Here is a 23,944-nt window from a genome sequence, read left to right on the forward strand (position 1 = left end):
TGCGGCGTGGCCGGAAACTCCCGGGCAGTACGGACCAGGGCGGGTCCTCGTCCTGTACGGGCTCCTCCAGTTCGGGAACCGGAGCATGGGCAGTGGCGGGCAATCTGGGCCGGGCCACAAGCCGCATGATGTCCTTCCGCCTGGCGTGGCTTGTCCGGTCCGGCTCCGGATCGCACTCCGCAACGCGTTGACTGCAAGCCTTGCGGGCCGGGCATGTGGAATCGATGGGCGGAAGGTGCAGATCACGGCCCGTGCCAACGCCGGTCTCCCGGCCGTGCACGGCAGTTCGGCAGTCCCGCGAAGGATCCGGCCGCGCTCCTGAACGCCGAGGCCGTCTTCCACGTCGGCGCCCGGGTTCGATGGGCGCCTCCGTCGACGCCGGAGACAGTCCCCCGACGGGCCGGCACGTCCGGTCCGGGGAGACTCCGGACTCCCCGCTCCGGACGCGTCGGCGCACCGGTGAGAAACGGGTCAGTCGAAGATCGGGCCCTGTGTACGGGTCCGCTTGATCTCGTAGAAGCCCGGTATGGAAGCGACGGCGAGGGCGCCATCCCACAGCCGGGCTGCCTGGTCGCCTTTGGGGGCCGGTGTGACGACAGGACCGAAGAAGGCAACCTTTCCGGTGTCGGGGCCCGGTACGGCAATGACGGGGCTCCCGACATCCTCGCCGACCAGCGCGACACCCTCGTGGTGCGAGGCTCGCATCAGTTCGTCGTAGCCGTCTGTGCAGCCGGCGTCGGCAAGGTCTGCAGGCAGTCCTACGTCCCGCAGAGCGGCCTCGATGGTCGTGCGGGTCCTGGGCTGCTCCTGCAGGTGGAACCGGGTGCCCAGCGCGGTATAGAGGGGCTCCAGCACGTCGGGGCCGTGCTCCTGCGACGCCGCGGTCAGAACGCGGACCGGTGCCCATGCCTGCCCCATCAGGACACGGATGCGCTCGGGCAATACGTCAAGGCGGCCCTCGTTGAGGACGGCCAGACTCATCACGTGCCAGGTTATGTCGACCGGACGGGTTTCTCGGACCTCCAGCATCCAGCGGGAGGTCAGCCAGGTCCACGGGCACACGGGGTCGAACCAGAAGTCGACAGGCGTGCGGATGCGGGAGTCACTCACAAAGGGATCCAAACTCGGTCGCGAGCCCGCAAGACGGGCCGGGGAAGGGTCGGCGATCGGGTGGGAAAGTCGGTGGACGCCATCTGGTCCTGGCACCGAGCAGGCCGGAGCCTGCTTGGTGGGCTCCATCCGGTGCCCGGCGGCGGTCTCGGCCGGTTCCGTACGCGATGACCCCGCTGATCCGGCCGCCGGTCCGCGGCGGGGGCGGGGGGGCGCCCGCCCCGGCCGCGGACCGTGCGATCCGCACCCGCTCAGCGGCCGGCGGTCTGGCCGCCGTCCACGGGGAGGATGACGCCGGTGACGAACGGGGCGTTCTCGAGATAGACCACCGCGTCGGCGATGTCGCTCACCTCGCCCATCCGGCCGACCGGGTGCAGGGCGGCGAGGGTCTCGTGGTACTCCTCGGGGTGCATGGGGGTCTTGATGGTGCCCAGGGCAACGGCGTTGCTGCGGATGCCGCGGGTGGCGTACTCGATGGCCAGGGCCTTGGTCGCCGACTGCAGGCCACCCTTGGTCAGCGAGGCGAGCACGGAGGTTACCTTCGAGTCGGGCTGGTCGCCCAGGCTGCTCGTGATCTGCACGATGTGACCGCCGCCCTGTTCGAGCATGCGCTCGACCGCGAGCTGGGTGATCTGGAAGAAGCCGCCCACGTTCACGCCGAGCACGGCATCGTAGTCATCCTCGGTGTATTCGGTGAAGGGCTTGGCGACGAAGATCCCGGCGTTGTTGACCAGCGTGTCGACCCGGCCGAACCGCTCGACACCTGCGGCGATGACACGCTCCGCGGTCGCACGGTCGGCGATGTCGCCCTGAACGGCGACAACCTCCGGGTCCCGCGACTCGGGAATGCTGCGTGAGGTAGCGACGACGGCGTAGCCCAGTTTGCGGTAGGCGGCGACCAGGCCGGCACCGATGCCCTGTGAGGCGCCAGTGATGACCGCGACCTTCTGACCCGGGTTGCTCATGAAGATGACCTTCTCAAGATGGGTGTCACAGATTAGGACCAGAATTAGTCGACCGGTCACTTACAAACTAGACGACCGGTCGGGAAAAGTCAAAGACGGCAACGCGGGCGAAGGCCGCCGATTCCCCATCCACACAGCGCCCCCACGGTCAGGGCCAACGGCGCGGCAGGCCCCCGGCAGGCCCGCCGGGCGTCCGGCGGACGTGGAGCCGCACCGGCCTCAGCAGTCGGCGATGATCCGGGGGTCGCGATACCGGCGGATCCACCACCTGCCACCCTTGCGCCGCGGGACCAGCGACAGGCGCACAGAGGCCGCACGACCCGTAACGTCGACCACGGCCGGCACACCCTTGCCGGAGGCCGAAGAGCGCACGGCTAGCCGACCGGTCTAGTAAAATGTAGTCGAGCGGTCATATACTGGCAACATGGGACGGACAAGTAATGCCAGAGAGAAAATCCTCGACGCTGCGCACTCGCTCATGGAGGTGCGCGGCTACTCGGCTCTGGGCGTGGCCGAGATCTGCAAGACAGCCGGGGTGCCCAAGGGCAGTTTCTACTACTTCTTCGATTCCAAAGAGGCTCTCGCGCTGGCTGTGATCGACGAGCAGTGGGCGACCCAGCGGCGTGGCTGGACCCGCATCCTGAAGAACGAAGCGGAGCCGCTGGAGCGGCTGCGGCAGCTGTTCGAGGCGACGGAAGCCGACCAGCTGGCCGGACAGCAGAGCTGCGGAACCGTTTCAGGCTGCATGTTCGGAAATCTCACCCTGGAGATGAGCAACCAGACCGAAGCCGTCCGCACGCGCCTGCAGGAGATCTTCGAAGCCCAGGTCGAGATGGTCGACTCGGTCATCACCGAGGCCCTCGAGCGCGGCCAGGTCACCGTCACCGACACCCGCGATGCCGCCCGATCCGTGGTCGCGCAGCTGGAGGGCCAGGTCTTGTTCGCCAAGCTCTACAACAACACGACCCAGCTCAGCGCGCTGTGGACGAACTGCCTTGCACTGCTGGGCGCTCGCGCGCCGCAGGTACCGTCGCACACCTGAGATAACGGCCGCAGATCTCGATCATCAGCGGCGGCCGATACGGACTTCGGGCCTGGCACCACCGTCGGGTGCCACCGGGGCCCGTACCCTCTGGGGTGGCGCGGGCCCCGGTGTGAGGGGCAGCAGCCCAGATCGTCCTGTCACAGACCGCAGACTGCACCTTCCTTGCGGCGGACCTCCAGATACTGCAGGGAGCCTTCGCCGTAAGGGGTGTCGGTGCGGAAGACCTGGTGGCGCATGCCCTTGTCCTGATCGAACAAGGACAGTGGGGCGCCGGGGTGCGGGCGCTCGCGCCGGACGGTGATCCGGGTGCCGTCCGGGTGGTCGTACGGCGCCGTGCCAGTGCGGCCAGAACGGCTGGGAGGCGACCCGGGAGGCACCCGCCGGGCGGCGGGGCGATGTTCACAAGTAGGCGATGTTCACAAGTACGGGAGGCGGTCCGAGTCGAGCCCCGTTTGCCCGGCGACGGCGCCGCCACCGACCGCGTGGCCCCACACGCCACCACGCCACGACGGATCGACTTGATCTCGAACGCGCTTCATTTTGTGTCCCGGCTGCCGGTCAGCGACCGTCCTCCAGGTAGTGCAACACGGCGGCGACGCGCCGGTCGACTTGCTGGGTGGGCGCCAGGTCGAGCTTGGCGAAGATGCTGCGGATGTGTTTATGGATGGCGCCGTCGGTGACGACGAGCCGTTCGGCGATGGCGCTGTTGCCCAACCCCTCGGCCATCAGGGCGAGTACGTCCTTCTCGCGGGGGCTGAGGCGGTCCAGCCGGGTGTCCCGGTGTGAGCGGGTGAACAGCTGCGCGACGACTTCGGGGTCGATGGCGGTACCGCCAGCGGCGACCCGATGCAGCGCGTCGAGGAACTCCTCCACCCGGCCCACCCGTTCCTTCAGCAGGTAGCCGAGGCCGCCCACGCCGGCAGTGAGCAGTTCGGTGGCGAAGGTCTGCTCGACGTATGCGGAGAGGACGAGGATGGCGAGACCGGGGTGCCGGCGCCGGGCCTCGACGGCGGCGCGGATGCCTTCGTCGGTGTGGGTGGGCGGCATTCGCACGTCGAGGATGGCGACATCGGGCCGGTACGTATCGATGGCGTCAAGCACCTCGTCGGCCGTTCCGGTCTTGGCCACCACGTCGAGCGACTCCGCTCGCAGCAAGAGGGCGAGGCCCTCGCGCAGTAGTGAGTCGTCCTCGGCTATCACGATCCGCACGGAAGATTCACCTCAAGGGTTGTTGGTCCGCCGAGCGGACTGGTCAGGCGAAGAGTCCCGTCATGGGCAGCGACGCGGCGGCGGATGCCGGTGAGGCCGGAGCCGCCTTTCTCGTCGGCTCCGCCCCGGCCGTCGTCCTCGACGCGCAACAGGAGCCGGCCGCCCCGGCTTCTGAGGGTGACGGCGGCCTGGGTGGCGCCGCTGTGCCTGGCGATGTTGGTGAGGGCCTCGGCCGTCACGAAGTAGGCGGTCGCCTCGACGGAGGAGGCGCACCGCTCCGGCAGACGGGTGTCGGTCCGGCAGGGTACCGCGCTGTGTGCGGCCAGCCCGGAGAGCGCGTCGGCCAGGCCGCGGTCGGCGAGCACGGGCGGCAGGATGCCGCGGGCGACGGTCCGTAATTCGGCCAGCGCCTGTTCGGCGGCGGACTGGGCGCGTTCGAGGAGTTCGTCGGCGCCGGCCAGATCGCGGGTCACCATACGGCGGGCGGCGCCGAGCAGCACTGTGACGGTGACGATGCGGTTCTGGGTGCCGTCATGGAGGGAGCGTTCGATACGGCGCAGTTCGGCAGCGTGAGCGTCCAGGGCGGCGGCCCGGGTCGCGGTCAGCTCGATGATGCGCAGGGTGAGATCGGTGTCCGGCCCGGCTGTCAGGAGGCGCATGCCGGGCCAGGCCTGGAGTCGGGCCAGGCTGGGGCCGAGGCCGAGGATGATGGCGATCCAGCCCACGCCGAGCAGGCACACTGCGGCGGCATCCAGCCAGGATTCCGCTGTTCCGAACCCCAATGCGGTGCTGGTGGCATCCGCAGGCGCGAATGGCCACAGCAGCGGGAAGGCGGTGTCGCGGACAGCAGCGATCGGCAGCACAATACCGATCAGCCCGAGGAACAGGCCGAACGTGGCGTGCGTCACCAGCCAGCCGGCCTCGCGGCGGGTGGTGGCATCGACGAGGGCGAGACGCAGCTGGGTGGGCGGTGGGTCCGGGGCGACGACCTCGGCACCGTGGTGGCTGAGCCGGTCGCGCTCATGGCCGGCCAGCGTGTGCAGGGCACGCAGCCCGGCCGGCGTGGCGAGCAGGCCGATGCCCACCAGACAGGCCGCGGCCGTCAGGGCGAGCCAGCCCAGGAGGGCCAGCGCGAGCAGGGCCGTTGCGAAGCCGCTCACGAGCTGTCCCAGCGCGGCGGAGGCGGCACCGACGACGTCCTTGACGAAGCCCGTCACACCGGACCCGGCCCGGTCGTCGGCCCTGAAGTTCTGCTGGGTGGCCACCTCGCCCCTCCTTGCCTCGCTCTCCGGATGTGCCAATCACCCTATGCGCAGGCCGACATGGCGGGTGCTGGTGGTACAGCCTGCTGTACCAACGGTTCGGCGGCACGAGGGATGGGCCGGGGAGAGACCGCTCTGTAGCGTCGGTGACACCGCAGATCTCTGGAAGGAGCTCCCGTGGCGCACACGGATCCCTACCGCCTCGCCCCGGCCGATGGCCGGGACGGGGCGCAGGCGGGCATCGGCCCCGCGGACGTTTTCGGCATCTTGCTCCGGGTGGCCCTGGTGATCAGCGTGATCGGCAACATGGTGTTTTCGTACGGCGTGGCGGACAGGGGGGCACACCTGGCCTTCGGCGGGGTCACCGCGGTGTGCGTCACCGTGCTGGTCGTGCGCCGTCTGCGGAGCCGTCGATGAGCTCTGCCGCCTTCGGCCGCCGCCAAGTCGTCCGTGCGGTGCCCGGCGCTTCGTCAGGTCCTGCGGCCTTGCTGACGCGGGTCAGCAAGGTGTGCGCGGGAGGGATACGCGCCCTGGACGGCGTGTCGCCGGCTGTAAGGTGCGGCAGGTTCCTCGCCGCGGGCGGGTGCTGGCGGCGCTGAAGGTGCGGCATGGCGAAGTCGCGTCAGCCGGGCTCCTCAGCAAGACCGATGGCGATCTTTTGCAGGAGCAGCCCGGGCACGTACGCGCCCGGCACCATGATGCCCGGCATCACCGGCTTGGCGCTGCCCAACGCCATGGATGCCAGGGTGAGCGCTGCGGGCGCGGAGAGGACGCTCCCACGTACCAGCGTCAGTTGACACGCCACTTGGCCATTCGTCGCAGCCGGCCTCGCAGACCTGCACGGCCCTCGGAAGCTGCGGTGACCAGGAACGCCGGCAGGACGGGGCCGAGGTTGGCGCCGGGCAGAACGCCCAGTAGCCGGCCGGGGGCGTCGTCGGGGCAGGAGAAGTCCAGGACGCCCACACCGTTCCCGGACAGGGTGTACGGCGTCCGCGCCGGCCGGCTGAACAGGTATGCCAGTGAGAAGAATGAGGTCAGAGGTCGGCGACGGAGGCTTGCCCGCAAACCGCCCGGATGGCCGTGCCGGTCTGCGGGGAGCGTCGGGTCATTGTTGTGTTCCGGTCCGGAACCGATGCTGGGGGTGTGCGCGTGCTCACCGGGGCATCCCTTCGGGTTTTCCTCAACTGGCCTGTTCAGCATTCCAGTTGTGGGAGTCCGGATCATTGACGCGTGCGCCCCGGACCCGGGTGCAGCAGGCTGTGCGCACCGCATGAGGCCGAGACGCTCTCACGGCCGGGACATCTCCCGGAAGCGTTCTTCGTGAAGTGTGGAACTACCTGTCTGGCCAACAGACTTGATACGAGTAAGAGAGAGGGCGGGCAGGAGCATCACCATGGTCGAGCCTTTGGGGCCGGGGGATCCGGCCGAGATCTCGGGATACATGCTGCGTGGAAAGCTCGGCGAAGGCGGGATGGGCAGCGTCTATCTGTCCCACACACGAGGCGGGCAGCCCGTTGCGCTGAAGGTGATCCGGCGTGAGTTCGCGCAGGATTCCGAGTTCCTGCGGCGTTTCGCCCGCGAGGTGCAGGCGGCATACCGGGTGCAGGGGGCGTACACGGCCGCGGTGCTCGACAGCAGCATCGACGGACAGCAGCCGTGGTTGGCCAGCACGTATGTCCCTGGTCCTTCGCTGGCGGACGCCGTGCTCGAATACGGGCCGCTGCCGTTGCAGACCGTACTGCTGCTGACCGCGGGTGTGGCCGAGGCACTCCAGTCCATTCACTCAGTCGATGTGGTGCACCGCGATTTGAAGCCGTCGAACGTGCTGCTCGCTGCGGACGGCCCCCGAGTCATCGACTTCGGCATTGCGCGGTCCGCCGAGGCGACGGCGCTGACCGGCGCCGACGTGCGCCTGGGCACGCCTGCGTACATGTCGCCGGAGCAGGCGGAGGGCAAACCCGCGACATCGGCACTCGACATCTTCACGCTCGGCCTCATCGCGTACTTCGCGTCGACTGGTGGGCATGCGTTCGGCGAGGGCGACGGGCACGCGCTGCTGTACCGGATCGTGGCCCGGCAGCCGGACCTGAGCGCGTGTCCCGAGCCGCTGCATCCCTTGATCGCGCGCTGTCTGGCCAAGGAGCCGAGAGAGAGGCCCGCGCTCTGCGAAATCATCGATGAATGTCACAGGATCGCGGCGGCGAAGGGCATGACACTGACCCGGGGCGAGGGCTGGTGGCGGCCGGTCACGACGGCCCGGGACTCGGCGGGGGCGGCCGGGTCCCTGCCATCGGTGCGGCCGTCGTACCGGCCGGCCGCACCGGGGTCACCACAGGCATACGAACCGAACGCGCTCGACCCACGGTTGCGTTTCGCACAGCAGGCGGCATACACCCCGTCCGCCCCACAACCATCCACTGCGCACCTCGGCAGGTACCACGGCACGGCGGCAGTCTCCGCCGGGTCCGAGGAGAGGGACGGTTCCGAACGTACCGACACAGCTCTGCCGGACGGCAGTCGACACCGCCTGACCGGCTTTCTGCGCCGTCTGGTTGGCGGCCGGTACCGCCGGGTGGGGGTGGCCGCGGCAGCAGCACTGGTGCTTCTGATGATCGCGACCGGGCTGCTGGTTGAGCTGGGGGTCCTGAAGGACTGACGAGTTGGTGGGACGGATGGCGGGCTTTGCCGTCCGTGTATGCCGGGCGGGCCGTACTCCGCTCCCGCAAGGGCACGGACAGCGGTGCCGGTTGTCCTACGGCTGGTCAGGCACTGAGGAGTTCTGTGGAGGTGGTGGCGGCTTGCAGGGCTTCGGGGTCGGGGGCGATGCCGATTCCTGGGCCGGTGGGAACAGTCAGGTGGCCGTCGTGAAGGACGAAGGGGGCAGTGATGTCGCGGGCGTAGTAGCGGGCCGTGGCCGAGATGTCACTGGGCAGGGTGAAGCCCGGGAGTGCGGCCAGCGCCAGGTTGGCTGCCCGGCCCAGCCCGGTCTCCAGCATGCCGCCGCACCACACCGGTACGCCGTTGGCCAGGCACAGGTCGTGGATCCGGCGGGCCTCCAGGTACCCGCCGACCCGGCCGGGCTTGATGTTCACGATCGAGCACGCCTCCTGCCGGATGGCGGTGGCCGCGTCCCGGGCCGAGGTGATCGACTCATCCAGGCAGATCGGGGTGTCCATCCGGGCTGCCAGCCGGGTGTGCGAGAGCAGGTCGTCCGGGGCGAACGGCTGCTCGATCAGCTTCAGGCCGTAGTCGTCGAGCCGCCGCAGGTGGGGCAGATCCGCCGGGCTGTAGGCGGTGTTGGCGTCCACCTGCAAGGGGATCTCCGGGCCGAACGTGTCCCGCACCGCTCGCAGTGGCGCGACGTCCCAGCCTGGTTCGATCTTCAGCTTGACCCGGGCGTAGCCCGCGCTGAGATAGCCGTCGACGGCACTGATGAGCTCGTCGACGGTGTCCATGATGCCGACTGACACTCCGACTGCGAGCTCGGTCCGCGTGGCCCCGAAGTACTGGGCGAGGCTCATGCCGGCGGTCTGCAGTTCGGCGTCCAGCACTGCCATCTCGACCGCCGACTTGGCCATCTGATGCCCCCTGATCGGCCGGAGCAGCTCGGGCACCAGCGCGGCGGTCAGCTCGGGTGTCGGGAACAACCGGGGCAGCAGGAAGCAACGCAACACCTCCCGGGCCCCGGCCAGGTACTCCGCGCTGTACGTCGGGTCGTCGTCGGTCACGCACTCGCCCCAGCCGACGGCTCCGTCGGCCGTGGTCACCTTGACCAGCAACGAGTTCCGGTGTTCCTGGGTGCCCAGTGAGGTCCGGAACGGCGAGACCAGGGGCAGGGCCACCTCACGCAACTCCACCTGCTGCAGCTTCATTTCGACACTTCCTTTCGTTGCAGGATGTACCAGCCCGACCGGACGAACCCGTCGATCCGATAACCGTTCTCCAAGGCGCCACCGAGCGCCTCGCGCATCGCGGACCGCCAGCGCCGGGCGCAGGCTGGATCCCTTTTTCGCAAGGACTCCGCATCCACCGGGGTGGCACAACGCAGTACGTCGCCGGTCGCGGGGCGCAGTACTGGCTCTTCGTTGCCGTCCGGCTCGAGTACGGGCACCGCAGCGGCCAGGTCTGGCAACGGTTTTGGTGCATGCGATGTCGCGTGCACCGGCCAACTGACGAACAGTCGGTCGGACTTGCCGCCGTCGTTGATGCCGTCGTCCAACGGCCCGTAGAAGTCGGGCAGGTACGTCTCTGCGGCCGCCCCGAGCCTGTGCAGGTTGAAGTAGGCGTTGCGGCGGATCAGCGGGTCGTACGTCCACGAGATCGCCGACAGGCCCGCCTCGGCAGCCCACTCCCGCTGGTGCAACTTCATCGCCGCGCCGATCCCACGCCCGTGCATTGCCGGTACCACGCCGGCCACGTGCGAGTGCAGGCTGTCTCCGACGGTTCGGAACGCGGCGGTCACGCCGACCATCGCCGTCCCGAGGTATGCCGCCGCGACGTAGCCGCCGGTGTGCGCGAGCGCGCACATCACGTCCAGAGCCAGTGGTGGCTCGGCGGTGTCCGGGGTGTTCCACACGGCGCGTAGCAACGCCTCGGCCTGTTGAAGTTCGGGTACGGTCCGAAGCAACTGGATTTCGACGTCCAGCCGTTCCGCGATGGCGGATGGAGATTCGACCATGTGACGAGTCTGCTTGGCGGACCGCCCCGAACCATTGGTGTCCAGGCCCAAGTTCACTCGGCCTCCTTTGTGCTGATGTCCGGCAGCCGTAGCCGCAGCTGCAGCGCCAGCGCCAACCGCAGGTCCGGGTCGTCGATGTCGATCAGCTCGGCCAGCCGGCGCAACCGGTGCCGCAGTGTGTTGGGGTGCAACGTCAAGGCGTCGGCGGCCCGTGGCACGTCGTAGTGCTCGGCGATCCAGCAGCGCAGCGTTTTCTCGTAGTCTGTTCCGTGCCGGGCGTCGTGGCCGAGCACCGTCGACAGCGGCTCCGCGTCCAGGGCCGGGCGGTACCGGAGCGCCTCGTAGACGTCGCGCAGGAACATCGATGCGGCCAGCTCGTCGTGGCGTCCGATCTCCGCCTTGCCGAACGGTCCGCACACCACCTTGAGCGCCTGCCTGGCCTGGCTCATCCCTGTTGGTATGTCGGCAAGGCCGGTAAGGGTGCGGCTGATCCCGGCCCGCCAGCCGCCGCCCAGGGTGTCCCTCGCCCGGGCCAGCACCGTCGCAACGATCAGCTGGATCACGGGCGCGTCGGACGCGGTATCGACCACTGCCACGGCCTGACCGTCCAGCGCTCCTGCAGCGGCTCCCAGCCGGTACGCCGAGAGTCCCATCCGCAGCAGGTCGCCGACGTGCTCCGCGGCCGAATCCAGCGACACGCCTCGCGCGTGATCGGCTGGGTTACTGGAGCGGCCGATCACCAGCACGGTCGCCGGGGCATCGAAGCGCATCCCGAACGAGTCGGCGAGATCCCGGGTCGCTCCCAAGCCGCGGAACAACCAGCCCAGGCGCTCCACTCGTTGCCGGCGCTCGGCATCCGCCGCGATGCTCACCCGGGCCAGGTGGGGCGCGGCCAGCCGTGCACCCTCGGCAAGGACTTCTGCCGCCCCCTCTGCCAATGGTTCATCACCCCGTAGCACCCAGATGGTGCCCAACGCCTCACCACCGTCTCGTATCGCGATGGCGAGTCGCGGCCGGTACTCCTTCGGCTCGTAGCTCCATACCGCGGTATCGGACCGCAGGACAGCGGCGTACTCCTCGGCGTGGCTCGGGTGGTCCGGCACCCGGCGGCCGAGGATGCCGTCGCGCCGCGGGTCGTCGACCAGCTGACCTGGGACCGTGGAGTAGGCCAGCACGCGCATGGACAGATTCTCGATCGCTACCGCGCCACCCGCGCGCAAGGCTATGTCGTTGGCCAGGGCGAACAAGTCGACGGATGGATGGCCGTTCGGCTCGAATACCGGGCTCGTGATCGCACGCAGCGCGTCGATCAAGGTGTAGAGCTGTCCCCAGGAGATCTCGGTACTGCGCTCCAGGAGCGCCACCCCGGCCCGCTCGGCGGCCTGTGTCAGTGCTGCCGTGTCCGTGGTGCCGGCTCGCATGACCACTGCCATGACGTGTTGCTTGGCAGCCCATTGCAGTACGTCGGCGGTCAGCCGGCCGGGTACCAGTACGATCGCATCGGTCAGCCCTGTCGTGGGGGCGTCGGTGTCATAGATCGTGGGCGCACCGATGGCGGCCGCCCGGCCTTGTGGCAGCGCGAGCGGCCGTACGACCTCGGTTCCCAGGCTGTCGAGCACGGCCCCGAGCGTGATCCCGGCCGGGGTGGTCATCGCCTCGCCGATCGCAGCATCCGGCCCCGTCGCCCACCGGTGAACTCACCGTCGGCGATCACCTGTTCACCAGCCAGGAACACATGGACCATGCCGGTCGGCCGCAGCTCGGGATTCTCATAGGTCCCGGCGTGGCCTATCCGCGCAGGATCGAAAACCACCAGGTCCGCGACGGAGCCGCGGCCGATCCAGCCGCGGTCGGACAACCCGAATTGGCTCGCGGTGGCGGAGGTGACCTTCCGGATCGCCTCGGGCAGGTCCACCACACCGCCGTCACGTACGTAGCTGCCGAGGAAGGTGGGGAAGGTGCCAAAGGTCCGGGGATGGTTCGGACCGATCGGGAGGTCGTTGTCCGAGCCGATGGCGACCAACGGATCGGCCATGATCGCCAGTACATCACCTTCGTCCATGGTGTGGCAGACGACATACGCGTGCGGGTCGGCGATCAGCAGCTCGCACAGCGCATCCCATGGATCCCGTCCGGCCAGCACTTCGGCGAGCCGGCGCCCCTCCACCGTCGGATCGGTGTGCCGCAGGATCTGCATGTCCTCCGGGTGGAGTTCCCGCCACAACCCGACGCCGATCCCCGGCCCCGGCCTCTCGGCCGTCGCTCTGATCGCCGCCCGGGTCACCGGATCGGAGAGCCTGGCGCGCAGCGCGTCCACGTTGCCCTCGCAGGCCTCTGGGGGCAGCATCGCCGACATGCTCGTGCAGAAGGCCCGGTACGGGTACTGGTCTCCACGTACGTCAACGCCACTGCGGCGGGCCTCGGCCAGCTTGTCCAGGATCAGCCGGGCCGCGCCGTGGACGGCGCGGCCGGAAGCCTTGCAGTGCGACACCTGCAGCCTGACCCCGGCTGCTCTGGCGACCGCGACCGCTTCGTCGAGTGCATCGGCCAGCCCCTCGCTCTCGCTGCGGCTGTGGGTGGCGTATGCCCCGTCGTACCGGCGGGCGATCCGGGCCAGGGCGGTGAGCTCGGCCAGGTCCGCGTATGCGCCGGGCACGTACTCGAGACCGCTGGACAGTCCGCGGGCCCCGGCTGCGAAGGCCTCGTCGGTGAGCGCGCACAGCCGGTCCAGGCCCCCCGGCGGCAACTGCTTCTCCAAGCCGGCTACTGCCAGCCGTAGCGTGTTGTGGCCGACCAGTGGGGCGAAGTGGTTGCTCAGCCCGGCGGCCTCTGCGGCATTGAGGTAGTCCGCGAAGGTCGTGAACGTCTCCTCGCCCAGCTGGATCGGAGACAGCCCGGCAGTCTCGGGATCTGTCGGCCCCATCGAGAAGCCGCAGTTGCCGACGACCTCCGTGGTGACGCCCTGCAGCAGCTTGAAGGGCTGCGCGTCGGGCATGAACGGAACGCTGTCGGAGTGGCTGTGCGGATCGACGAACCCGGGGGCTATCGCCAGGCCGGCCGCATCGATCGTCCGTCTGGCTGCCCCGAGATCCTTGCCCACGGCAATGATGCGGTCGGCGGTGATGGCGACGTCGGCGGTGACTGGTGTGGAGGCGAATCCGTCGTGGATCTCACCGCCGGAGATGATCAGGTCATGCATGGGCTGCCTTTCCGGTCGGCGCCGGTGGCACTGAGGCCACCAGGCGGCGGGTGTATTCGTGGGTGGGGGCATCGAGCACCTTTTCGGTGTCACCCGTCTCGACCACCTGGCCGTGCAGTAGCACTGTGATGCGGTCGGTGATCTGCCTGACCACAGCCAGGTCGTGCGTGATGAAGAGCAGGGCGGTGCCCAGCTCGGTATTGATGCGGCGCAGCAGTTCCAGGATGTGGGCCTGGACCGACACGTCCAGCGAGGCGGTCGGCTCGTCACAGATCAAGAGCGCGGGACGCACGGCGAGCGCCCGCGCGATCGCGACCCGCTGTTTCTGGCCGCCCGACAGCCGGTGCGGCCGCAGCCCGGAGTACGCCGGTGGCAGGCCGACCAGTTCGAGCAGCTCGCCGACGGGGAAACGGTCCTTTGGCCGTGCCTGGCCGGCCGCCTCTGCCAGGGTGGCGCCAACCGTCATCGCCGGGTTGAGCGAGGTGGATGGATCCTGGAACACACACTGCACCAGGGTCCGCGCGGTTCGCCGTTGGCTCGTGGACAGTCGTCGCATCCGGGTCGTGTCCGTGCCGTCCAGCAGGATCCGCCCGTTGCTCGCTTCGACCAGGCCGAGCAGGCACCGGGCCAGGGTCGTCTTGCCGGAGCCGGACTCGCCGACCAGCCCCAGCCGCTCGCCCGGGGCGATCTGGAGGTCGACACCGTCCAGTGACTTCACCTTGCCGTAGCTCTTACGCAATCCCTCGACCAGGAGGAGGGGGCCGTCTGACGACTTCGGAGGCTTGACCGTGATCGGCTCGTCGATGGTCGGGGTCGCGGACGGCTGTACGTCGTACCGGCAAGCCGTGTGGTGGGCGGCAGCAGCCTCTCGTAGCGGTGGACGGCCGGTGAGGCAGTCGTCTTGTTGCTGTTGGCACCGGTCGGCGAACGCACACCGGTCCGTGACGTCGGCCGCGCGCGGCACCGAGCCGGGAATGGCTACCAGCTGCACGGAGGTGCGTTCCACCGCTGGAAGCGCGCCGATCAGCCCTGCGGTGTACGGGTGGCTCGGGGCAGCGGCGATGGTGTGGCTGCGGCCCGCCTCCAGCACCCGGCCGGCGTACATCACCTGGACCCGGTCGCACAGCGCGAACGCGACGCGCAGGTCATGCGTGATCAGCAGCACGGCCATCCCCCGGGCCGCCTGAATCCTGGCGAGCAGCTGCATGATCTCGTGCTGAATGGTGGCGTCGAGGGCTGTGGTGGGCTCGTCGGCGATCAGCAGCTCGGGATCGCCGGCCAGCGCTGCCGCTATCGCTACGCGTTGCCGCATCCCGCCGGACAGCTGGAATGGGTACATCTGGGCCACTTGCGGGTTGTTGATGCCGACTTCCGCGAGTCGGCGGGTGATCTCGGCGCGGTCGTGGCCGGCACCGCGAGGAAGCGACTCGGCGATGTGTGCACCTGCGGTCAGCAGCGGGTTGAGCTGGGTGAACGGGTCCTGCAGGAGCAGGCCGACGCGTCGGCCCCGCACCTTGCGCAGCACCTTCTCCCGCGCCCCGATGAGTTCGGTCCCGGACAGCTGCACCGAGCCGTGGGCCAGCAGTGGCGGGGGCAGCAGTCCGGCTATCGCCCGGGCAGTCAGGGACTTGCCACTGCCCGATTCGCCGACCAGTCCGACGGTTTCGCCGGGTGCGACGCTCAGGTCGATGTCGTCGACGATCCGTCGGTCCCCGAGGGTGATCGTGAGCCCGTGTACCTGTAGCAGCTCGCTCATTCCGGAACGCCTTTCCCGGCGCTGAGCCGTTCGAAGATGCTGTCGCCGAGCAGGGTGGCCGCGATGGCGGTGATCATGATGAGCAATGCCGGTGCCACGGCCGCCCACGGGTTGAGGTCCAGCAGGCCGCGGTTCTCCTCGATCATCAGGCCCCAGTCGGGCGTGCCCGCCGGCAGTCCGATTCCCAGGAACGACAGCCCGGTCAGTGCCACCAGCGCATTGACGAAGCTGAGCAGCAGGTTGGCTGTCACAGTCGGCGCCAGATTGGGCAGCAGGTGCCGGAAGATGATCCGCCGGTCCGGCAGGCCCAGAGTGCGGGCGGCATCGACGTACGCCAGCTCCCGCTGGCCCAGTGCCAGGCTGCGGATGATCCGGATGTCGGTCGGGGCGCCCAGGACGATGAGTGCGAGCACGGCGATCGTGGTTCCGCCGCCGGCGATGCCCACCAGGACGATCAGGATGAGCAGCCCGGGCAGCGCGTACATCAGGTCGCTGAGTCGCATCAGGACCGCGTCCAGCCAGCCCCGGTGGTAGCCGGCGAGCAGGCCGAGGGTGGTGCCCAGCAGGGTGGTCCCGAGGGCGATCAGCACCGGGGCGACCAACGCGGTGCGTGCGCCTGCCAACAGCCGGGACAGCACATCACGGCCCAAATCGTCGGTACCGAGGAGATGGGTCGCGCTCGGGCCACTGGGGCCCAGCTCGACGTTCTGCAGCGCCGGGTCGTGCGGAGCCAGCCAGTTTCCGAGGATCGCGGCCAGCACGATGATCGCGAGCGCCAGCAGCGCTGTCACCGTCAGGATGCGGCCGCCGGCGAGCCTGGGCCGCCGGCCACCTTCTCGGACGCCCGACAGGGTCGTCGTCGCCGCGCTCATGCGAGGGCTCCGTGCCGGACCCGCGGGTCGACCACCAGGTAGATCAGGTCCACCAATAGGTTCACCCCGATGACCACTGCGCCACCGAGCAGTACCAATGCCTGGATCAAGGGGATGTCCTTCTGGTTCACCGCCTGCACCAGGAGCGATCCCAGCCCGGGCAGGCTGAAGGTCTGTTCCACGAACACCGCTCCGGTCAGGTTCGCTGCGGCCAGCAGTCCCGCGACGGTGAGCACGGGCAGCGCGGCGTTGCGCAGGGAGTAGCTTCCCCAGGTCCGCATCCGGCTCAGGCCCCGGGCGCGGGCAAATGTGACGTAGTCCTGAGCACCGACATCAAGGGTGGCGGCGCGGGTCTGCCGGATCAGTACGGCCGCTTGACCGAGCGACAACGCGATCGCCGGCAAGATGTAGTGGCTCAGATCCCCGCCCCCGTACGTCGGGAACCAGCCCAGCGCCACGGCGAAGCCGTACAGCAGCACCAGGCCCAGCGCGAACGGCGGGAAGGACAGCGCGACCAGCGCGACCAGCGTGATGCCCTGGTCGAGCTGCTTGCCGCGGCGCAGCCCGGCCGCCATGCCGGCCGGAATTCCGAGCAGCAGGGTCAGCACCATCGCGTAGCCGGCCAGTGTGGCGGTCACCGGGAGGCGCTCGGCGATCACCGACAGCACCGGCTGCCTGGCGAATACCGAGGATCCGAAGTCGCCCGACAGCACACCACTCAGCCAGTGCCAATACTGCACCGGGAACGGCTCGTCCAGCAGGTATTGTGCGCGGATCGCGGCTATGGTCTGCGGGGTCGACGGACGATCACCCAGCAGCGCTTGCATGGGTCCGTCCGGGGTGAGGGACAGCAGCCCGTAGGTGAGCACCGACATCACCCCGAGCAAGACCACGGCGGACGCCAACCGCCGGGCAATCAACTTGGCAGTGTTCATCTAGGCCCCCGCGGGCTTGATCTTGGTGAAGATGTTCAGCGTCCACACCCCGACGTTCTCGGTGAACCGCTTGTTCAGCGCGATCCCGGAGTCCACGCTGTACAGCGGGATGTACGGTGCCTGCTCGGCGGTCTCGGTGAGGATCTCGGTGACTGCCTGTTTGCGCTCCTCGCCGTTCTTGAGGCCGAGCACCTTGTTCACCTTGGCGTCCAGCTGGGGGGTCCAGAACTGGGCGAAGTTGAAGCCGTAGGGCTTCGCCCCGACGCTGGACACCTGGTCCGGCAGCAGCTCGCCCGGATCCGGGGTGGAGTAGGCCAGGTCGCTCAGTCCCAGGGTGAGTCCATCGTGTCGAATCCGTTTGGCGCGGTAGACATCGTCGGGCAACGGGTTGAGCCTGAGCTTGATGCCGACCTTGGCCAGGTCTGCCGCCAGCGCCTGCAGCGCATCGGCCATGTTGCTACCGCTGTTGTAGTCGGCGGGCAGCTCGAAGCCGCCTGGGTACTTGGATTTCGCCAGCTCCGACCTGGCCGCGGCCAGGTCGTACGGATACTGGGGCAACTGGTCGATCGTGCTCTGGAAGCCGTCCCCGTAGAGCGCTTTGAGCATCGGGTGGGTCAGGATCGTGGTCGCGGGTGCTGCCTTGTCGCCGACCATCAGCCGCTGCATCGCCTCCCGGTTCACCGCGTGTGCGATGGCCCTGCGGACGTGTACGTCGGACAGCTGCGCATTCTTGACGTTGAGGGCGAGGTAGGCGATCGAATTGCCGGCGTAGAACCGGGTCCTGACGTCCTTCAGAGGGGCCCACTTGCGGGTATCACGCGGCGGAACCTGGATGGTCCCGTCCACATCCCCGGAGGAGACGGCCAGCCGCAGCGTCTCCGGGTCGGTGATGGTGGTCACCTTCACCGTGCCGACGGCCGGTTTGGGACCCCAGTACTTTTCGTTGCGTTTCAGGGTGACGCCCTCGGTGCTGGAGAACTTGGTGACCTTGTACGGCCCGGTGCCCAGGGTCCCGACGGCCGGCGTACCCAGGTCCTGCGGGTGCGCCGCAGCGAGCTTCTTGGGCACCACTTGCCACACCACAGCTGCGTTCGGCAGGAACGTCTGGGTCGGGGACCTCAGCACGACGGTGACCTCGTCCGGGCCGGTGGCCCGCACCGACTTGACGGCGGTCACCATGCTCGCCGCCTCGGAGGCCACCTTCGGGTCGGTGTGCCGCAACAGTGAGAACGCGACATCCTCGGCGGTCATCGCAGAGCCGTCGGAGAACACCACGCCCTTGCGCAGCTTGAACACGTACGTGACCGGGTTCGGCTCGGTCCACGACTCCGCCAACTGCGGGATGACCTTGCCGTTCTCGTCCCTCGTCACCGGCGAATCCAGGATCGCGAACTGCACCATGGTGCCGCCCGGACTGGTGAAGCCATGGGCGACGTCCAGCACGTTCGGCGCGCTCGTGGTTGCCATCGTGAGCGTGTCCGGGCTGCCTGCCCCGCTGTCGGCCGTCGTGGCGCATCCGGTCAGCAGCAGGCTTCCGGTCAGGGCACCGCCGAGCAGCCCGCAGGCCGTCCGGCGGCTTGGCAACGTTGGAGTCATGGGGAGTCCTCGTCGTGGGATGGATCGGGTGAAGTGGACACCGGTGAGGGACACGTCGGGGCGGTCGGCGGAGAGTGAGCAGTTGGTGGGGCTGTCAGGTGGCGATGCTGAGGCCGGGTGGAAGGCCCACGGGGGTGGTGTCGTCAGGCTGTCTGACGAAGCGCATCCGGCGGACGCCGTGGGTGCTGATCAGGAGGTCGTCACCGCTGGGACGCAGGCTGATCAGGCCGCCTGCGCTGAACGCGCCGTCCGGTGCCGGTTCGATCGTCTCGACGAGCTCCAGGCCGAGTTCGAGCTTGCCGTCCGTGGTGACTGTCGCCAGGATGCCCAGCTCGGGACTGCGGTAGACGGCCGGTGGCAGCGTGGAGCCGGCAGCCGGGGGTGGACAACGCCAGTACTCCGTGGCGCGGCCCGGGCGATGCACCGCCCCGATCCGGAGGGTGCCGGCCGACACCTGCACCCAGAAACCGGCGCAGCTCTCCAGGCCCTGCCAGCTGCCGTCGACGGCCTGCGCGAACTCGCCGGCAGGCGACCCACCACGGATCTTGATCCGGCCGTTGCCCACGGCGTCGATCCGGATGGTGAGGTCGGATTGCGGATCCAGCCAGTCCCCCGTCAGCTGGGCAGCGGGCTCGCCGGCCTCCGGGGCGGCCACCAGCTCGATGGGATCGTCCTCCGGCAGCCCGGCCGCCAGCCGGAGCACCTGGGTCGCCAGCTCAGAGGGGTTGATCGACGAGTTGTTGCTCAGCAACGCCACACCGAGGTCGAAGCCCGGCATGAACAACAGCTGAGACCGGTACCCCGGGACGCCGCCGGCGTGGCCGAACGCCGGATGGCCCGCGATCGTCGTGTGGTAGAGACCCAGCGCGTACGGCCACTCCTCTCCGTCTGCGGAGTCGACCTGCTGCAACAGCCCGTCGCGGATGTCGACGCCCAGAACCCGGCCGTCCTGCAGGAACCCGAACCACGGCCCCAGGTCGGCGACGCTGGTGGCCAGGCCGCCATCGCCGACCGCGGACTCCTCCGTGTCGGCGCGCCGGACGGCACCGCTGGTGACGTCGTACCCGTAAGCGAATCGCGGCAACGGCTCCTGGCTGTTCTCGCGGAACATGGTCTCGGTCATGCCCAGCGGCGTGAACATCCGGTCGGTGGTGAACTCCCCCAGCGTTTGGCCGGTGAGCCGGTGCACGAGCGAGGCGACCAGGACGTAACCCGTGTTGGAGTAGGAGAACTCGGTCCCGGGTTCGAAGTTGACCTCAGTCAGCCCTGCCGCGAAGGCCAGCGTCTGATCCTGGGTGATTCTGGTCAGCGGGCGGCCGGCGATCGTTGTCAGGGCCAGCCACTCCCGCAGACCGCCTGTGTGCCGCAGGCATTGTCCGACGGTCACCGGTACCGCCAGCTTCAGTTCGGGCAGGTGGGTCCGGATGTCGTCGTCCAGCGAGAGTCGCCCGTCCCGGCACAGCAGCAACGCCGCCGTGGCAGTGAACTGCTTGCTCATGGAAGCGATGTCGAACCGTGTCCGGGTGTCGATCAGCGCCTCGAACTCCACGCTCGCCAGCCCGGTCGATGCCTGGTGGATCAGCTTCCCGTCGGTGTAGATCCCGACGGCCAGTCCCGGGTCTCCCGGGCGCACCGCCAGGCCCACGAGCTCGGACAATTTCGTTGAGATGTCCATGCGGCACAGAGTCTCAGTTCCGACTGCTCAGAAGGATTGTCCTAATCGGCAAAGTCTGTACGCCCAACATTGGCCGAACGGACATGCCCATGTGCCTCCGTACCGTCAGGACTGTTCCTTTGTTGAGCACGTTCCGGGACCTGGAAGTCGTCGACGTGCGTCCGCCGCCGGGCGATCCTGAGTTCCCCGTCCCACGGCTGGAGTGGAGGAAGTCGCTGAACGGGAGCGAGACCTCTCGGCCGTGCATCCTTTGACTCTGCTGCGCTGCTCAGAAGCCCGGCGGTGTCTCCGACCAGACGCAGACCGCGGGTACGTTGCCCGGGTTGCTGTAGCGGTGCGGCAGGGAGGAATCGAAGCTGACGCAGTCGCCGGGCCGGAGGCGGTGGTGGACTCCGTCGACCCAGTAGTCCAGCTCCCCGCTCAGCAGCAGGCCGGCTTCTTCTCCCCCGTGGGTGTGCGGATCGGTGCCGGAGGAGGCTCCCGGGGCAACCTCCAGCATCATCATTTCGAGCTTGCCGCCGTGTTTGGGATTGAGGAGGGTGTACGTCACCCCTTCTACTCCCGCCCGGGTGAGTTCGACGCGCTCTTCGGGGCGGGTGAGCACCCGGCGCTCCCGGTCGATCGTGTGGAACAGTCGGCTGAGTGTCGTACCGAGGGCGTCGACGATCGTACGCAACGTGTTGATCGTCGGGCTGTTCACGTCCCGCTCGACATTGCTGAGGTAGCTGCGGGAGAGACCTGTCTTCTCCGCCAGTTTCTCCAGGGTGAAGCCTCGCTCCAGCCGCTCACGCCGCAGGAACTTACCGATCCCCTCGCCGGCTGAGGACTCGGATACGTCGGGCGCGCGCTCATCGTTCGGCACAGGCCCCTCCTCCACTAAACACAACGCACCATCCAGCACAGTATTTGCAACTCGTCGTAAATACTCTACGCTCCGTCGCATATACACGCCCTCATCGCCCTGCGGCCTCATGCGCCGCGCTCGGAGGAGTCAATGGACCACGGGATACGACCAGGCGGACACCCAACCGGGCAGCTGCCGGAGCTCCGCCTCGACCAGCAGGCGCTGGAACACAACGTCCGGCTCATGGCGGCCTGGTGCCGCGAACACCACGTTGAGCTGGCCCCGCACATCAAGACCACCATGACGCGCTCCATCGTCGAACGGCAGCTGGCCGCGGGGGCATGGGGCGTCACGGTCGCCACCGTGACGCAGGCCAGGATCGCCCTTGAGTGGGGAGCGCGGCGTGTGATCATTGCGAACCAGGTGGTCCACCCCCACGACCTCTCCCTGCTGCGCCGGTGGCTCGACGAAACACCAGAACTGGAGCTGTACTGCTACGTCGACTCCTTGGCCGGTATCGGCCTCGCCCAGCCGCTCACGGCCGGCGCACGCACCCCCCTGCGCGTCCTGATCGACGTCGGAACGGACGCAGGCCGCACCGGCGTGAAGGGACCGGCCGAGGCGGCTGACCTGGCCCGGGCCGTCCGCGCAGCGCCCGGACTCCTCCTTGCCGGCGTCGCCGGCTACGAAGGCGTCCGGCCCAACCGGAGGGATACCACCACCCTCGCGGCCGTCGACGAGCACTGCCATCGGACGATCACGGTGTTCCGCAGCCTCACCGCGCTCTTCGAGACCACGCAGCCCGTCTTCAGCATGGGCGGCTCGGCCTTCCCCGACCGGGTCGTCCACGCCCTGGCCAAAGCCGCACGCCACCCCGGTGACCTGCCGATGGTGCCCGTCCTGCGGTCAGGCTGCTACGTCACGCATGACCACGGCACATACGAACATGTCTCCCGCCTGCCCGGCCTGAAAGCGGCGCTGACCGTGCGCGCGGTCGTGCTCTCCACCCCGGAACCAGGGCGAGCCGTCGTCGGCGCCGGGAAACGCGAGCTGCCCTACGACGCCGGCCTTCCCGTACTCATCGCCGCCCGCGATCCACACGGCGCACGGCGACCCGCCGCCACAGCGACCGCGGACCAGATCTACGACCACCACCTCGTCCTCACCGGTGTACGCAATCTGCACGTCGGCGACGAGGTCGACCTCGGGATCTCCCACCCCTGCTCCGCCTTCGACCGCTGGCCCGACATCACCGTAGTCGACAGCCAAGGTCACACGCTTGACGTGTGGCATCCCCAATTCCGCTGATCACGGCCGCCAACCGGCTCCGGCGGCCGGTCATGCCCCAACACCACCCTGCGCCCGGCGGCCACGTCACCGCCGGGCCTTGCTGTCGGATGACGTAAGCGCGGTACCGCACACCGCCCCGACCCGCTCCTATGCCGTGCGCCGGAGTAGCTACACCTTGTCCCCTATCTGATGGAGAACTGCCATGTCTGTCCCCAGCGGCAACCAGACTGCACTCGATCTCGGCTCGGATCTCGTCGAGTTGACACGCGCGTTGGTCGACATACCGTCCGAGAGCGGCGAGGAGGCGACACTCGCCAACGGGGTGGAGCGCGCTTTGAGGAATCTGTCCCATCTGAGGGTCGAGCGGATCGGTAACTCCGTGGTCGCCCGCACCGATCTGGGACGGGCCGAGCGCGTGGTGATCGCCGGGCACCTGGACACTGTCCCGCCATGCGACAATCTGCCTTCTCGTCTCGCGGACGGGTTGCTGCACGGACTTGGTGCATGCGACATGAAGGGCGGGGTCGCTGTGGCCCTGCACACCGCGGCAACCATCGCAGCCCCGGTCCGGGACGTCACTTACGTCTTTTACGAGTGTGAGGAGACATCTGACGACCGCAACGGCCTGGGCAGGATCGCCGCCGAGCGCCCAGACCTCCTCGACGCCGATCTGGCAATCCTTATGGAGCCCTCCAATGGCACGGTGGAGGGCGGCTGTCAGGGCTTCCTCACGGCGGACATCGTCGTACGGGGAAGGCGGGCGCACACGGCCCGGCCGTGGATGGGCGTCAACGCGGCGCACCTCGCGGGTGATGTGCTGCGCAGATTGGCGGAGCACATCGCTGAGGAGGTGGTCATCGATGGGCTGGTGTACCGGGAGGGGCTGAGCGCCGTGGCGGTGCGGTCGGGGGTCGCCGGCAATGTGGTTCCTGACGTGTGCGTGGTCACGGTCAATCTGCGCTACGCGCCCAGCCGTACCACTGTGGAGGCGGAGGCGTACGTGCGTGGGCTCTTTTCCGAGTACGAGGTCGAGGTGACCGAGGTGTTGCCGGGCGCCCTGCCGGGGCTCGACCGGCCCGCCGCCGCGTCGCTGCTCGCGCGGCTTGGCACCGAGCCGCAGGCGAAACTTGGCTGGACCGATGTCGCCCGCTTCGCTGCGGCAGGCGTGCCTGCCCTGAACTTCGGTCCAGGCGACCCTTCTTTGGCCCACACACCTGGTGAGTACGTCGAGGTCTCCCAACTGCGTGAGGTCCACCGCTCCCTTCGGGACTGGCTCATCGGTTGATACTCACAGCCAACATCCGTCAGTAACGCTCAGCCGCCTACCCGCAGCCGGGCCGGCGTTCGTAGGTGCAGCCGAAGGGCGAGCATCTCGTCGCGATCGGTAAGGCCGGTGACTCCTCCCCCTCATGGATGAGGGGGCTTCTCGCTATACCGAGTTGGCGTCGCGACGGACCAGCCCGGCCCGTAGAACGTTGATCGCACCCACTTCGTCGGCATGCGCCTGA

The 23,944-nt window shown here is 68.7% G+C and carries 21 protein-coding genes and 1 pseudogene; 5 read left to right on the plus strand and 17 right to left on the minus strand.

The genetic code is table 11. The features are described 5' to 3' along the window. Nucleotides 1-471: 471 nt before the first annotated feature. Nucleotides 472-1,110 carry a DsbA family protein gene (locus ACF08M_RS37735; RefSeq protein WP_392189821.1) on the minus strand — a complete coding sequence of 213 codons (639 nt, stop codon included), beginning with the start codon at nucleotides 1,108-1,110 and terminating at the stop codon, nucleotides 472-474. Nucleotides 1,111-1,361: 251 nt separating this feature from the next. Then, nucleotides 1,362-2,075, minus strand: a complete 714-nt coding sequence (locus ACF08M_RS37740; protein ID WP_392189822.1) for an SDR family NAD(P)-dependent oxidoreductase — start codon at nucleotides 2,073-2,075, stop codon at nucleotides 1,362-1,364. Nucleotides 2,076-2,499: 424 nt separating this feature from the next. On the opposite strand from ACF08M_RS37740, the gene ACF08M_RS37745 reads away from it, so the two are divergent. After that, the gene (locus tag ACF08M_RS37745) at nucleotides 2,500-3,117 is read left to right on the plus strand and encodes a TetR/AcrR family transcriptional regulator (protein ID WP_392189823.1); all 618 of its coding nucleotides are present in this window, start codon (nucleotides 2,500-2,502) and stop codon (nucleotides 3,115-3,117) included. A 155-nt stretch (nucleotides 3,118-3,272) separates the two neighbouring features. Here the strand turns inward: ACF08M_RS37745 and ACF08M_RS37750 are convergent. From ACF08M_RS37750 to ACF08M_RS37760, 3 genes and pseudogenes are all read right to left on the minus strand, one after another. After that, nucleotides 3,273-3,437, minus strand: a pseudogene (locus tag ACF08M_RS37750) (IS1380 family transposase); the annotation flags it as partial. A 241-nt stretch (nucleotides 3,438-3,678) separates the two neighbouring features. Next, nucleotides 3,679-4,329 (minus strand): response regulator, encoded by a 651-nt coding sequence (locus ACF08M_RS37755; protein WP_392189824.1) that lies wholly within the window; start codon nucleotides 4,327-4,329, stop codon nucleotides 3,679-3,681. After that, on the minus strand, nucleotides 4,317-5,546 hold the full coding sequence (locus tag ACF08M_RS37760; RefSeq protein ID WP_392189842.1) for a sensor histidine kinase: 1,230 nt from the start codon (nucleotides 5,544-5,546) through the stop codon (nucleotides 4,317-4,319). Before ACF08M_RS37760 ends, ACF08M_RS37755 begins: the two co-directional genes overlap by 13 nt. A 222-nt stretch (nucleotides 5,547-5,768) precedes the next feature. Between ACF08M_RS37760 and ACF08M_RS37765 the strand changes: the two genes are divergently transcribed. Beyond that, nucleotides 5,769-6,008 carry a hypothetical protein gene (locus ACF08M_RS37765; protein ID WP_392189825.1) on the plus strand — a complete coding sequence of 80 codons (240 nt, stop codon included), beginning with the start codon at nucleotides 5,769-5,771 and terminating at the stop codon, nucleotides 6,006-6,008. Nucleotides 6,009-6,213: 205 nt separating this feature from the next. Here the strand turns inward: ACF08M_RS37765 and ACF08M_RS37770 are convergent, their stop codons facing one another. Next, a complete protein-coding gene (locus ACF08M_RS37770; RefSeq protein ID WP_392189826.1) occupies nucleotides 6,214-6,396 on the minus strand; it encodes a hypothetical protein in 183 nt (60 codons plus the stop codon). After that, the gene (locus tag ACF08M_RS37775; RefSeq protein WP_392189827.1) at nucleotides 6,381-6,554 is read right to left on the minus strand and encodes a hypothetical protein; all 174 of its coding nucleotides are present in this window, start codon (nucleotides 6,552-6,554) and stop codon (nucleotides 6,381-6,383) included. The genes ACF08M_RS37770 and ACF08M_RS37775 overlap by 16 nt, the downstream gene beginning before the upstream one ends. A gap of 430 nt (nucleotides 6,555-6,984) precedes the next feature. Here ACF08M_RS37775 and ACF08M_RS37780 point away from each other — a divergent pair, with 430 nt between their 5' ends. Next, nucleotides 6,985-8,247, plus strand: a complete 1,263-nt coding sequence (locus tag ACF08M_RS37780) for a serine/threonine-protein kinase (RefSeq protein ID WP_392189828.1) — start codon at nucleotides 6,985-6,987, stop codon at nucleotides 8,245-8,247. A 106-nt stretch (nucleotides 8,248-8,353) separates the two neighbouring features. Here the strand turns inward: ACF08M_RS37780 and menC are convergent, their stop codons facing one another. The 10 genes from menC to ACF08M_RS37830 all read right to left on the minus strand — a co-directional run bounded on the left by menC (nucleotide 8,354) and on the right by ACF08M_RS37830 (nucleotide 21,164). Further along, nucleotides 8,354-9,463, minus strand: a complete 1,110-nt coding sequence (gene menC / locus ACF08M_RS37785) for an o-succinylbenzoate synthase (protein ID WP_392189829.1) — start codon at nucleotides 9,461-9,463, stop codon at nucleotides 8,354-8,356. Then, complete coding sequence (locus tag ACF08M_RS37790; RefSeq protein WP_392189830.1) at nucleotides 9,460-10,320, minus strand: GNAT family N-acetyltransferase; 861 nt, start codon at nucleotides 10,318-10,320, stop codon at nucleotides 9,460-9,462. The genes menC and ACF08M_RS37790 overlap by 4 nt, the downstream gene beginning before the upstream one ends. 2 nt (nucleotides 10,321-10,322) lie before the next feature. After that, nucleotides 10,323-11,921, minus strand: a complete 1,599-nt coding sequence (locus tag ACF08M_RS37795; RefSeq protein ID WP_392189831.1) for a PucR family transcriptional regulator — start codon at nucleotides 11,919-11,921, stop codon at nucleotides 10,323-10,325. Beyond that, nucleotides 11,918-13,468, minus strand: a complete 1,551-nt coding sequence (locus ACF08M_RS37800) for an amidohydrolase family protein (protein WP_392189832.1) — start codon at nucleotides 13,466-13,468, stop codon at nucleotides 11,918-11,920. Before ACF08M_RS37800 ends, ACF08M_RS37795 begins: the two co-directional genes overlap by 4 nt. Next, complete coding sequence (locus ACF08M_RS37805) at nucleotides 13,461-15,224, minus strand: dipeptide ABC transporter ATP-binding protein (protein WP_392189833.1); 1,764 nt, start codon at nucleotides 15,222-15,224, stop codon at nucleotides 13,461-13,463. Before ACF08M_RS37805 ends, ACF08M_RS37800 begins: the two co-directional genes overlap by 8 nt. Next, complete coding sequence (locus ACF08M_RS37810) at nucleotides 15,221-16,096, minus strand: ABC transporter permease (RefSeq protein WP_392189834.1); 876 nt, start codon at nucleotides 16,094-16,096, stop codon at nucleotides 15,221-15,223. Before ACF08M_RS37810 ends, ACF08M_RS37805 begins: the two co-directional genes overlap by 4 nt. Continuing rightward, a complete protein-coding gene (locus tag ACF08M_RS37815; protein WP_392189835.1) occupies nucleotides 16,093-17,031 on the minus strand; it encodes an ABC transporter permease in 939 nt (312 codons plus the stop codon). The genes ACF08M_RS37810 and ACF08M_RS37815 overlap by 4 nt, the downstream gene beginning before the upstream one ends. Continuing rightward, nucleotides 17,032-18,627, minus strand: coding sequence for an ABC transporter substrate-binding protein (locus ACF08M_RS37820; protein WP_392189836.1), 1,596 nt, complete (start codon nucleotides 18,625-18,627; stop codon nucleotides 17,032-17,034). Nucleotides 18,628-18,721: 94 nt separating this feature from the next. Continuing rightward, nucleotides 18,722-20,302, minus strand: a complete 1,581-nt coding sequence (locus tag ACF08M_RS37825; protein WP_392189837.1) for a serine hydrolase domain-containing protein — start codon at nucleotides 20,300-20,302, stop codon at nucleotides 18,722-18,724. Between the two features lie 268 nt (nucleotides 20,303-20,570). After that, on the minus strand, nucleotides 20,571-21,164 hold the full coding sequence (locus ACF08M_RS37830; RefSeq protein ID WP_392189838.1) for a cupin domain-containing protein: 594 nt from the start codon (nucleotides 21,162-21,164) through the stop codon (nucleotides 20,571-20,573). A gap of 132 nt (nucleotides 21,165-21,296) precedes the next feature. On the opposite strand from ACF08M_RS37830, the gene ACF08M_RS37835 reads away from it, so the two are divergent. Continuing rightward, the gene (locus tag ACF08M_RS37835; RefSeq protein WP_392189839.1) at nucleotides 21,297-22,454 is read left to right on the plus strand and encodes an alanine racemase; all 1,158 of its coding nucleotides are present in this window, start codon (nucleotides 21,297-21,299) and stop codon (nucleotides 22,452-22,454) included. 184 nt (nucleotides 22,455-22,638) lie between these two features. Then, nucleotides 22,639-23,721, plus strand: a complete 1,083-nt coding sequence (dapE, locus tag ACF08M_RS37840; RefSeq protein ID WP_392189840.1) for a succinyl-diaminopimelate desuccinylase — start codon at nucleotides 22,639-22,641, stop codon at nucleotides 23,719-23,721. Nucleotides 23,722-23,944 lie beyond the last annotated feature (223 nt).

The sequence above is a fragment of the Streptomyces sp. NPDC015032 genome (assembly GCF_043080425.1).
Lineage (GTDB): Bacteria > Actinomycetota > Actinomycetes > Streptomycetales > Streptomycetaceae > Streptomyces.

Excerpts from the sequence above, each read along its gene's own strand:
- ACF08M_RS37800 (WP_392189832.1), bottom strand. The coding sequence starts at position 13,468 with ATGCATGACCTGATCATCTCCGGCGGTGAGATCCACGACGGATTCGCC.
- ACF08M_RS37835 (WP_392189839.1), top strand. The coding sequence starts at position 21,297 with ATGGACCACGGGATACGACCAGGCGGACACCCAACCGGGCAGCTGCCG.
- ACF08M_RS37795 (WP_392189831.1), bottom strand. The coding sequence starts at position 11,921 with ATGACCACCCCGGCCGGGATCACGCTCGGGGCCGTGCTCGACAGCCTG.
- ACF08M_RS37740 (WP_392189822.1), bottom strand. The coding sequence starts at position 2,075 with ATGAGCAACCCGGGTCAGAAGGTCGCGGTCATCACTGGCGCCTCACAG.
- ACF08M_RS37825 (WP_392189837.1), bottom strand. The coding sequence starts at position 20,302 with ATGGACATCTCAACGAAATTGTCCGAGCTCGTGGGCCTGGCGGTGCGC.
- ACF08M_RS37780 (WP_392189828.1), top strand. The coding sequence starts at position 6,985 with ATGGTCGAGCCTTTGGGGCCGGGGGATCCGGCCGAGATCTCGGGATAC.
- ACF08M_RS37810 (WP_392189834.1), bottom strand. The coding sequence starts at position 16,096 with ATGAGCGCGGCGACGACGACCCTGTCGGGCGTCCGAGAAGGTGGCCGG.
- ACF08M_RS37745 (WP_392189823.1), top strand. The coding sequence starts at position 2,500 with ATGGGACGGACAAGTAATGCCAGAGAGAAAATCCTCGACGCTGCGCAC.
- ACF08M_RS37805 (WP_392189833.1), bottom strand. The coding sequence starts at position 15,224 with ATGAGCGAGCTGCTACAGGTACACGGGCTCACGATCACCCTCGGGGAC.
- ACF08M_RS37815 (WP_392189835.1), bottom strand. The coding sequence starts at position 17,031 with ATGAACACTGCCAAGTTGATTGCCCGGCGGTTGGCGTCCGCCGTGGTC.
- dapE (WP_392189840.1), top strand. The coding sequence starts at position 22,639 with ATGTCTGTCCCCAGCGGCAACCAGACTGCACTCGATCTCGGCTCGGAT.
- ACF08M_RS37820 (WP_392189836.1), bottom strand. The coding sequence starts at position 18,627 with ATGACTCCAACGTTGCCAAGCCGCCGGACGGCCTGCGGGCTGCTCGGC.
- menC (WP_392189829.1), bottom strand. The coding sequence starts at position 9,463 with ATGAAGCTGCAGCAGGTGGAGTTGCGTGAGGTGGCCCTGCCCCTGGTC.